Raw genomic sequence first — 10,441 nt, 5'->3', positions numbered from 1 at the left:
TCTCATCGACTGGCACCACCGTGAAGAGAAGGCTGAATGGTGGGAGTACTTCAGGCTGCGGGAGCTCCCCGAAGAGGACTTGTTGGATGAGGTCAAAGCCATCGCAGGTCTCGAGCACGTGGCCGAACTCGGACCCTTCCTGAGCAAGAAGGGCAAGGCAACGGGAAGCATCATTCATCGCTATCGATTCCCGCTCCAAGAAGTTGAGCTGACAGAAGGCGATAAACTCCGCCGCCAGGACGACCAGCCATTTGGCGAGGTACTCGCGCTGGACCGGATCGCACAGACCGTCGATGTCAAGCGCGGTCCGAAATCCGGAGCGGACCATCCGTCGGCAGTTTTCTCGATCGATGTCATCGGCACGCGCGCGCTGCAAGATTCGGTGATGCGTTTCGCAGAGCGTCTTCGTGCCGCAGACTACCTTCAGGCCTCAGCCGGCACCGACTTGCTTTACCGTCGCGCGCCACGCCTGCGCACTGGCGACTTTTCGCCGCAGCAAGGCGAATCAACTACGGACTTCGCCGTTCGGGTTGTAACAGAGCTCGATCGGACGACTCTCGCCGTTCAGGGCCCGCCCGGATCTGGCAAGACCTACGTCGGCGCGCGGATGATTCGTGCGGCAGTGGCCAGAGGCATGCGCGTGGGTGTTACCGCTACCAGCCACAAGGTCATACAGAATTTGTTTGACGCAGTCCGCGACCAGGCCAAGGCTGCCGGTGAGGACGTTCGTCTCGCGCGCAAGCCAAAGGATGGTGAGGAGCTTCCGCCTTACGTTCTGGAATTCAACAAGAACGAAGTGGCCCTCGCCGCGATCAGAGATCGGGAAGTCCATGTGCTCGGCGGAACGGCATGGCTCTGGGCCGATGAAGACGCCGCGGGGTCGGTTGACTTGCTGTTTGTGGACGAGGCGGGGCAGTTCTCGCTGGCAAACGCCCTGGCAGTTGCGCCAACGGCAGGCAGTCTAGTCCTTTTAGGTGATCCACAGCAGCTTGATCAGCCGCAGAAGGCCAGTCACCCCGACGGGGTGAACGTCTCGGCCTTGGGGCATCTTCTCGCCAGCGCCGAAACAATGCCGCCGAATCTCGGAATATTCCTACCCGAGACCTGGAGGCTCGCGCCGAATATCTGCGCCTTCACCTCGGAGCTCTTCTATGCAGGAAGACTGACGTCGGTTCCTGCCCTCGTTAACCAGCAACTGGCGAACGGTCCCTTCAACGGCGCTGGCCTCTGGTGGATCGCCACGCAGCATGAAGGAAACCGTAGCGCATCCGATGAGGAAGTGGAGGTGGTGAGGGTGCTCGTCGATGCCCTGGTAGGCACCTCTTGGATCGACGAAAACGGCATCCAGCGGCCGCTCGCTCCAACCGACATACGTGTCGTCGCGCCGTACAACGCCCAAGTCAATCGTCTCGCGGCGCAATTGGAGCCCCGCGGGATTCCCGTTGGAACGGTGGACAAATTCCAAGGTCAAACCTGCGCTGTCGCCATTTACTCCATGGCCACGTCGCGCCCAGAAGACGCGCCGCGCGGCATGGAGTTCTTGTACCACTTAAATCGTCTTAATGTTGCGACTTCCCGGGCCAGATGTGCGAGCTTTATCGTCGGGAGCCCAGCTTTGATTGAGCCGCAATGCAGGACGCCACGACAAATGCAGCTCGCGAACGGTATCTGTCGGTTTGTCGAAATGGCGAGGCAGCCGTGAGCTGACTCGTATTGCGCGGCCGCGTTCAGATCACGCGTCGGCGGTGGCGGGGGCTTTCGTCCTCACGTCTCCGCGTAGCGAGCAATCGGACCGCTGGCCTGATGACGTGCGATGCGTCGTGGTGCAGCGCTGCCGCTGCCCGGCGGCCGGACCGAGCAGTGTTTAGCCTAATGTTCCCGCATCAGTCAACTGTCCCTTGTCGACTGGATCGGTTCGGCACTGCCGATTCCGTGCGGTCACTCCCTTCAAATCTATTCATCAACCGCTCCTCAGCAACCGCGGGAAAAGCTCCGGCCAACTTGCCACAGTATTGATGTCACTTTCAAGAGCGAGAGCGTATGACCACTGCGTTGGCAGTTCCGAAGGTTGGGCCGCGCACCACGTAGCCGCTGCCCGCGCCTTGAGGCGCGGGGCGCTTTCGGGCGGATTCCAGAAGTCGTCGGCCTTCGACTCAAGAATCAGCAGCGTGCGCTTCGGCTGCGTGTCCAAGAGCACGACAAAATCGGGGTTATACGCTCCGGCAGGTGTCGCAATCTGAAGGCGGCGCGGTTGATTGCGGACCCACCAGACGACGTCGTCCGCAACGTCGAGCAGGGTCGCCAGCTTCGCCTCAGGCCACGAATCGAACGAATATGCATCGTGAAGCGCGGATCGCCATCCGCGATACGGTTGGAACCGAACGAACGTATCGCGAGCTCCGATGGTTGGCAATTCTTCGACACGTAGACCAGTGGGCCGCGGCACACCAAGGAGCGCAGGGACGTTGGCGATCAAGCGAAAGCCCGGGAAGGCAACCCGGCGCTTCGAACTGGCCGGTATGTATTGAGCGCTCTCGCGCTCCAATCCCTGCTTGATTACTCGAGCGATCTCGTCCCCCACTTCGAACGGGTCGAACGGCACGAATCTGTCCTTCGGGCGTGCCTCATCCAACCATCTCTGTACGATGACTCTCACCGGATCGCGATGGATGTCATCAGCGAGATACTCGGGCAAGGCACGGAGGACGCGCATAGCGACAGCTTCCGTAAACCGCGCGCGATCAAGAGCGACCTGCCCCTTAACAGTGGCAATGCGCATCTGAGCCTGAGCGAGCTCCAGGCGGTTGACTGCCATTTCGGTGACCCGACGCAGCGCAGCCGGCTCGAGGTCGAGATTGGGTTCCTGTGGCTGCTTACGTAAGTCAACGAACTCAATCGTCTCCTCGCGGACTACACCCACCTCCACCGGAACGGCAACAGTGGCCGCCGCGCCAGAGTCCTTGACCTCGATGCCTGCGGCTGGTGATGGCTCCCGTCCCGTAAACGCAGTGGCCTCGTCAGCGATTTTCTTGAGCGATTCTTTTCCGAAGCATATGACGTCGAGAGTGTCGGCCTCGCGCTCGCCGATCCGTGACACGCACGGGATTCGATGGAGACTCGATCCCGAGGAGCTGTTCGACTTCCTCCTCAGTCTTGCTCTTGCCCGAGTACGTGAGGTGAATCTCATCTGCGGTAAGAAGCGTACTGCTCAAGAGCCAGTCGTACACCTGCTTCGCATGTTCGATATCCCTCGCAAAGAGGACGGCCACGGGTTTGACTTCCGGAAACGGCGGCACGGCGGCGAGCGAAATCGCCTCTTCTTTAGTGCGAAGACGATCGAGCGCGAATGTGATCGTCTGTTGGTCGATATCCCAGGGATCACGGTCGTCACCTGGAAACTCGCGCACGAGCAACTGCACGGCCTTGGTATAGAGTCCTTCCGCAAGAGCGAGTTTCAGCGGATAGTCGTAGAGCAGATTGACACCGGCCTCCTGGCGAGGCGTGGCGGTCAGTCCGATCTGGAGTCGCGGCTCCAGTTCACGAATGGCGTTGGCCCAAGCCGTCGTTTCCCTGTCGGCTAGCCTTCCGACATGGTGCGCCTCGTCGACAATCACCACGAGGTCCTGTTGATGTTTCAAGACTTGTGCAGGCGAGATCTGAGAGAGGTCGTCTCGACCGTTGAAGATTGGGCTCGATGTGACGAGCTGCGGGGATAGGAGGTAGATTCGTGGCCCCCGCGCAAATGTGGCGGCCTGCGGGTCGAGTGCTGCCGGGCTCGTAATCTCGTCCGCCCTAATCACGAGTGGCTCCGGAATTAGATTCGGGTCGGTGAACAGATAGTCATGGAACGCGGGGTCAAGTGCGTCGTTCAACCGGCGCAGCACGGCTCGTCGAGGAGCTAGCAATAGAAACGTACGCGCCTCTCCAGACAACCACAGAAGCGCGATGATCGCGCCGGCGAGCCGAGATTTGCCTAGCCCTGTAGCGAGAGAAAGCGTAAAGGCAGGATGGCCCGTATGCGTCCATCCAGACCCAGTCAGAAACTGCCGGACTTCCTCAGAAGTACAAGTCGAGAGCCGATCGGGCAGACGAAGAAGCACGTCGCGAACACTCGCCAAGGCCTCTGCCTGTGGCGGCCGTAGCCGCATCGTCCTGACCACCAAATCATAAGCGTCGCGGAGCAGCCGTTCGCGGTTCAAAACAGGCCTGCCGTCAACTGCAGATCGAACGGGATTCGTCTCAGTTCGACTCCCGAGCCTACAGGCATCAACGAGCTGTTCTGGCCTCGGTGATAGTAGATGCGGACGCGACCGCCGGTGCGGAGAAATTCATCGTGATCCTGCGAGACGCGTTCGAGGAAGCTGCCATCAACAAACTCTTTGCTCTGCACGTAGACAGCTCGAAGCGGTTCCCACAGTGCCTCAGCGAACCATCCTCGGTTGCCACCAATCGGGACGAGACCCTCGATGCTCGCGAGCATGTGAAGAAAGGTGTCGCTACCGGTGGGATAGGTGACGTAGTCCAGCTCGACCACTGCAGAAGGCCGATCAATCCGAGCGGCGGAAGCCCCAAGCTCCACGGTGAAGACCCCCGCCAATTCGCTAGGCGCTCGACGCTGTCCGTTGATGATTAGGCCGCGCTCGGCTGCTTCCCCGTTAAGGTCGGCGGCGAAGACGCAATCCTCAGGAAGAGGATGTCGGCCGCGGGACGCATGCAGCAATCGCGGGGCAGTGAGTGTCTGACGTAGCCCAGTGTTGCTGGGCAGTTCTACATACACGGCACGTCTGCCGGTCATTGTCGCGATCGCGGCCATCTCCGCTGCGGGTGCGCCAATGTCAACGACGAGGCCTTGGGGCTGAGTAAACAGCGCGATGAGCCGGAGCATCAACGTCGCTGGCTTCGAATAGGTGATCACTTCCTGAATCACGTTCTCGGCTTGCATGTCCGTCAACTCGGCTTTGGCGTCTTGGCTGTAACCAACGAGTTGGCCTTGCGCGCGACGCTTGTCACCCCCGAGCCAAACGGTTTCGACATTTCGAGGGGCAGATTCCGCACCATCCAAATAGCGCTTAACCGCGGGAATCGCATCCACTTTGTTCTTGAAGTCCACGGCGTCGCGCGCTGCTGCCTGAAGCAGAGTCTCGGGGGAGTATTCCCAAAAACGTTTCGGACGACTTCCTGGCGTGGACGTCTTGCCGGGCTTTGTGGTACCCGTCCAGGGAGCGCCGCCGCTCGCAATGGCAACGGCCGAATACTCCTGCCCCAAGCAGGCGACAGGCAACTTGTCAGTCACAATTCGCAAGTCGCCAGAACTGTCCGGGCCGTTTAGGATTCGACCTTCGCCGTCAACCTGCGCGATTAACCAAGGCGGCGGTACTAGTGGAGGGGGCTCGACGTCTTCCGCGACCTGTATGCTCAACGCGCGACGGGCTTTCGCGCCCTTCTGATCTTCGACCTCGACCGTGAACCGGAACAAACCGGGCGTTTTGACATCACCCTTGGGCGCCCAGATAACACCGGACCGCTCGCTTATGCGCCACATTCCAGGTGGCAACGCACCGTCCACGATTCGCCAACGGTACGGCGCGACATTGACCTCAAATGTGTAGTCATCCTTGTTTGCCCCCTTATGTTCCGCGTTCCAAGGACCACGCGGGTCGGCATCCTGATTTGCGAAACCCTCCGGCGGCACGCGTAGCGCCACCGCCGGCAGCACTTCCTTCCGACGTGCAAAAACCACGAGGTTGTCGTGTGTGGGAGAGAACTCACGTTGGTTTGGGATGTTGCGAGGACTGTAGCCTTTCTGCCACGCGACAGTCCCGACGTAGTTCCTAACTCCCGCGAGCTCGGTCAACAGGATTTGAACGTACGGCAGCTCGCCGACGCCGCACAGTGCGACGATTGCTCCCTCGTCTGATAAGAGTCGCAGGCCACGACGAAGCAGACCTTGGACAAGCGTTAGCCAAGTGTCGAGCGCTGACTGATCTTCAGCAGCGTCGAAAGCAGCAGCGTTGGTGGTGATCCGCGGCAGATCGAGATACACGAGCTGGGCCCGTCGAGCGTGTGTGCGCGTCAGCGCGCCCAGCGCCGCCACACTATCGCCGACGACGAACCACGGGTCTGTGAACGGGTCCGCGGTGAGCCCGTGTTCGATAACGAGCAGTGGTCGAACATCGGTGCGGAGTGGATCGTCAACCTCGTCTCGGGCAGTCCAGCCGCCAGCCGTCCACTCGGTTAAGCAGTCTCGGTGGGGCCAGGACAGTGAAATGCGAGGGCGTCTCGACTGTCGATTCGTCTGAGTGGTATCGCTGCGGGCTTCCGCTGGGTCGACGCTCTCAGGATCTTTAGAATCGTCGCCTACTGTGATCCATTTCCGCCAGCCATCTTCGACGCTTGCCCAGTCAGGAAGTGCCGAGTTTATGGTGTTCCACGCGGCCCGGCCGTGCGGGAGAGGTAGTTTCGGATCAGCGTGAGTGCGAAGAGCCGCAATCGCGTCGAACGTCTCGTGCACAGCCGAAGCCGGCTTGCCCCGAAGACCGACGATGAAAACGCGGCGACGGATTTGTGGTAGCCCGAAATCCGCAGCGTTAAAAGTAGCTGCAGCAACTGCGTAATTCAATCCTGGTGCCGGCGTGCGCAATCGATCCAGCAGCCACCGCGCGTAGGCTTCGTTCTCTCCCGCGAGCAGCCCTGGAACGTTCTCGAACACGAAAGCAATCGGGCGCACAACTCCTACGACATCAGGCATGAGCCCGAGCAAATCACGTTCGTCGCGAGCTCCACGCCTCGCACCGCCGATCGACCACGGCTGACACGGGGGGCCTCCTGTCAGGAGATCTACTCTGTCAGTAAAGCGTTGCCACTCGACATCGCAAACGTCTTCTTCCAGCACAGAGTCGACGGGCCAAGGGCCGTTTGCCCGCAGGGTCCGAGTCGCAACATTCCAGTTGTCAATGAGAGCGAGATGTTTGATCCCTGCCGCATCCGCCGCACCCATTGCCAAGCCTCCGAATCCGGCGCATACCTCGACGCTAGTGCGCAAGGGTTGGTCTACTGTCTTGATGATTCCGTTGATAACTGCTCGTGCGAGGCTCGGAGGTACTGCGTTGCCGTAGCCGCGAATCTGATCGAGTTCGCCGACTCCGGCCGCCGACGCCCAATCGGGTGCGAATCCCTGAAGGACGGCGACTTCGTGCGCCCTCAGTCTTCGGTAACGTCCAAGGCGGGGATCTAGAAGGTGTGCCTCCTGTGGGAAGCGCCACCACTCGCGGCGTATTGTCGATGACGGTGCGAAAGGGGTTTGTGGACGATGACGCGGATCGAGCGCGACCGCGTGGCTCCAGTGGCAAGGCGGAATCGCGTCGGCCGTCTGGCTAGTTTGCTTGGCCCGCCTTCTCCCACGTCGCCCTTCGGGACCGTTGGACCGCTCAAGCCATTCGACTATCGCACCTAAGCGATAGCGGACTTGCCGACCGACCGACACATGGGGAAGCCCTTCCATCCGGAGCCTCCAGAGTGTTGTGCGTGATACCTTGAATTCGGTGATCACGTCTTGCTCAGTCAGGTACGGGTCTGACAGGGGAGGCTCATCGTCGAACTGGATCAGCTGAATTTGCTCGCTCATATGGAACCAGGTGAAACGAAGACGCACAATTGAAACAATCTGCAACGAAATATAGACCTACAAAAGGACCCGGTCAACGTCATTCACGGTCTGTGAAGGGAAACCAGCTCGACAGCGTGCCTGTCTTTCCTCCAAAGCGGCGGCGCCCCCCTGGCCGACCTGCCATGAGTAGGTCCGAACACATGTCCCGGGTTCGGAGCGCGGACACTGTTCCTGAGATTGCCTTCCGACGGGCACTCTGGGCGATCGGCCTTAGATACCGCGTACGAGCTCGATTGCCCGGCACGCCGGACCTGGCCTTCCCAAAGTTGCGCCTGACGATCTTTGTCGACGGTTGCTTCTGGCACGCTTGTCCGCGGCACTACGGCGAGCCGAAATCAAATGTTGGATTTTGGAGGACGAAGATCGCCGCGAATCGGGAACGTGACCGCCGTGTAAATCGCGAACTGCGAAAACTCGGCTGGCGGGTTGTCAGAATCTGGGAGCACGAGCTTCGCGAAAACTTGCCAGGTGCAGTCGCCCGGATTCGACAGTTGTTGACGCGCGCGGCCGCAACATAGATGCCGCCACGCTGCAGATTAAGCTCTCTGCTTACCGGCGTCTGTCGTCGAGAGCTGGCAATCACGCAACAGCCTGGCTCGCGCTGCGCGCAGGCGCCGTCAATGCCCGAAGGCCGCCGTGCGGTCGGAGCGCAGCGACGAGCATTGACGGCGACGAGCACAGCGCCACGCTGGAACGCGTGATGGCCTGACACTCGATCGCCTTTCACCCAACACCGCCCAAAGCGGCCCCAACGTTCATTGTTGCGGCGTATTCCGCCTTTCATAATCGCGTGTGATCAGACGGCGGATACCGTCGGGGAGGGCACTTTGGATTTCGATCCCCGTGACTACGACTCGCGCGATCGCGACGACTTCGATATCTACGACGCGCGCTGGCTGGACGATCCACGCGATCCAGATGACCGAGACAGGGACTTCGAGCGTGACCGTGACCCTCGGGGCCACGACCCGCGCGACGCGTTCGTAGAGGGCCTAGAACTGCTCCGCGGACTTGAGCGGGAGCTGGTACAGGACGAGCGCGAGAACCTGTACGAGTTGAACCGCGAGGACAGCCGGATGCTCGCCACCATCGGATCCTTTCGGGTGGTCGCCGAACGGGACTTGGAGACGGCCCGCGATCCGGATTGGGATCCGCGGGACGACACGCTGGAGCACCTGCGGGATGAGGGTCTGATTCGATTCGTAGCCATCGACAGCGGCGAGCGCGCCGTCACGTTGACTGAGGACGGCAGGGACCTGCTGGAATCCAACCGCCGGGAACGCGATGAGGACGACGAGCGCCAAGAGTTCCACGCAGAGGTGAGCCGCCCGCGCGAGCTTGAGCACGACTCGCAACTCTTCGCCGCGTACGTCGAGGTCGAGGGGCGCCTGCGGGATCAGGGCGCCGACGTCGAGCGGGTGATCCTGGAAATCGATCTCCGGCGCGAGTACCAGGAGTGGCTTCAAGAACACAACAAGGGCAACCCGAACAGCGACGGCCGGCCGGATCGCGACGCGCGAGAGATCGAGGCCTGGGCGCGTGACCACGATCTCCCGTACTTCGATGAGCGGGTCCATTTCCCCGACTTCCGCATCGAGTACGAGCTTGACGGCCGCGACCGTCACGAGGACGTGGAAGTCATGAGCGAGCACTATCGCGGCGCGTACGCAGGGTCAAAAGCGCAGGCCGGCTTCACGTGCTACCGCGGTGGCGGTGGGCGCGGTGGCGGAGGTGGAAGCAACACCGGCGGCAGCCCATTCGATCCGGGCTTCGCGGAGGAGTTCCTATGATGAAGTGGGCGCGGCGTGAACTGTGCGACAGCATCCGGCCGGAGCGGGAAAAGGCGGTGATGGAGTTCGGATTCACCGAGCCGCAGGCCCGCTTCATCTTGCACGTTCTGATCTACTCGGGCGTGTTCATCGAACGGCAGTACAGGGCATTCATGGGCATTACCCACGGCCAGAAGACGAAGGACTTCTTGGCCAACCTCGTCGGTCGCGGATACGCCACCACCATCACTCCTGGGAAGCTGCACCAAGGACGCCTCTTCCACGTCCAGTACAAGCCGCTCTACGAGGCGATCGGAGAGGCTAACAACCGCAACCGCCGGCCCGCCTCCAAGGGACGCTTTGTCGAGCGCCTGATGCTGCTCGATGCGGTTTTCGGGGACACGAAGCACTCGTGGCTTGGGACCGAGCGGGACAAGGTTGCGTATTTCGATGACGCCTTCGAGCAGGATCGCCGGCTCTTCTACCCGAAGCTGACGTTCGGGGAAGGCCGGCAGAAGACTGTTCGCTACTTTCCAGACAAGCTGCCGATCGGCATCGCTAAGGACGACCGGCGTCACGTCTTCCTCTACCTGGTGACGCGGCGCGTCCCGTCCGACTTCCGCGTCTTCCTGGCGAGGCATGCCGACCTTCTTATGGGGGTAGATGAATGGACCATCCGGGTACTGGTGCCCAGGCGATTTTGGAACGCGGTGGCGCTCCATCGATTCGCGATTCGGGACACGTACATCAAGCGGTTGACGCCCCATGAGGTCGAGGAATTCGACTGGTTCTGCCGCGCCCGGCGCGGCCAGACTACGGACCCTGCGCCCTCTTGGGGACTGGACTTGGCTAAGGCTTCCCGGAAGTTCGGCTCGGCGCGGTTCCGAGCGCTGGAGCGAGTCTGGGAGCACGACGGCAAATGGGCTCTCCATAGCTTCCAGACCGACCTTCTGCTCGAGAAATTCCGGCTGCGGAGAGGCGCGATTCGGTTCGTTCTGATCCCCCA

Annotated in this window: 7 protein-coding genes; 4 read left to right on the top strand and 3 right to left on the bottom strand. The window is 61.1% G+C overall.

Going from position 1 to position 10,441, the window contains the following annotated elements; translation table 11 throughout:
• Nucleotides 1–1,702, top strand: a 1,702-nt coding sequence (locus tag HYU53_04230) for a DNA2/NAM7 family helicase (GenBank protein MBI2220392.1), incomplete at its 5' end; no start/stop codon positions are given.
• Between the two features lie 258 nt (nt 1,703–1,960).
• On the opposite strand, the gene HYU53_04225 is transcribed toward HYU53_04230, so the two are convergent.
• The 3 genes from HYU53_04225 to dcm are packed head-to-tail and all read right to left on the bottom strand — an operon-like array spanning nt 1,961 to nt 7,669.
• Complete coding sequence (locus HYU53_04225) at nt 1,961–3,097, bottom strand: hypothetical protein (protein ID MBI2220391.1); 1,137 nt, start codon at nt 3,095–3,097, stop codon at nt 1,961–1,963.
• Nucleotides 3,018–4,199, bottom strand: coding sequence for a DEAD/DEAH box helicase family protein (locus tag HYU53_04220; GenBank protein ID MBI2220390.1), 1,182 nt, complete (start codon nt 4,197–4,199; stop codon nt 3,018–3,020). Before HYU53_04220 ends, HYU53_04225 begins: the two co-directional genes overlap by 80 nt.
• Nucleotides 4,196–7,669 (bottom strand): DNA (cytosine-5-)-methyltransferase, encoded by a 3,474-nt coding sequence (dcm, locus tag HYU53_04215; protein MBI2220389.1) that lies wholly within the window; start codon nt 7,667–7,669, stop codon nt 4,196–4,198. Before dcm ends, HYU53_04220 begins: the two co-directional genes overlap by 4 nt.
• Nucleotides 7,670–7,806: 137 nt before the next feature.
• Here dcm and HYU53_04210 point away from each other — a divergent pair, with 137 nt between their 5' ends.
• The 3 genes from HYU53_04210 to HYU53_04200 all read left to right on the top strand — a co-directional run.
• Nucleotides 7,807–8,184 carry a very short patch repair endonuclease gene (locus HYU53_04210; GenBank protein MBI2220388.1) on the top strand — a complete coding sequence of 126 codons (378 nt, stop codon included), beginning with the start codon at nt 7,807–7,809 and terminating at the stop codon, nt 8,182–8,184.
• Nucleotides 8,185–8,493: 309 nt separating this feature from the next.
• Nucleotides 8,494–9,456, top strand: a complete 963-nt coding sequence (locus tag HYU53_04205; protein ID MBI2220387.1) for a hypothetical protein — start codon at nt 8,494–8,496, stop codon at nt 9,454–9,456.
• The coding region (locus HYU53_04200) for a hypothetical protein (GenBank protein MBI2220386.1) at nt 9,453–10,441 on the top strand (989 nt) is incomplete at its 3' end. The genes HYU53_04205 and HYU53_04200, both read left to right, overlap by 4 nt.

Source organism: Acidobacteriota bacterium, from assembly GCA_016184105.1.
GTDB lineage: Bacteria > Acidobacteriota > Vicinamibacteria > Vicinamibacterales > 2-12-FULL-66-21 > JACPDI01.
Note: the sequence above shows the minus strand (reverse complement) of the source record. Positions and strands in the feature narration are given on the sequence as shown.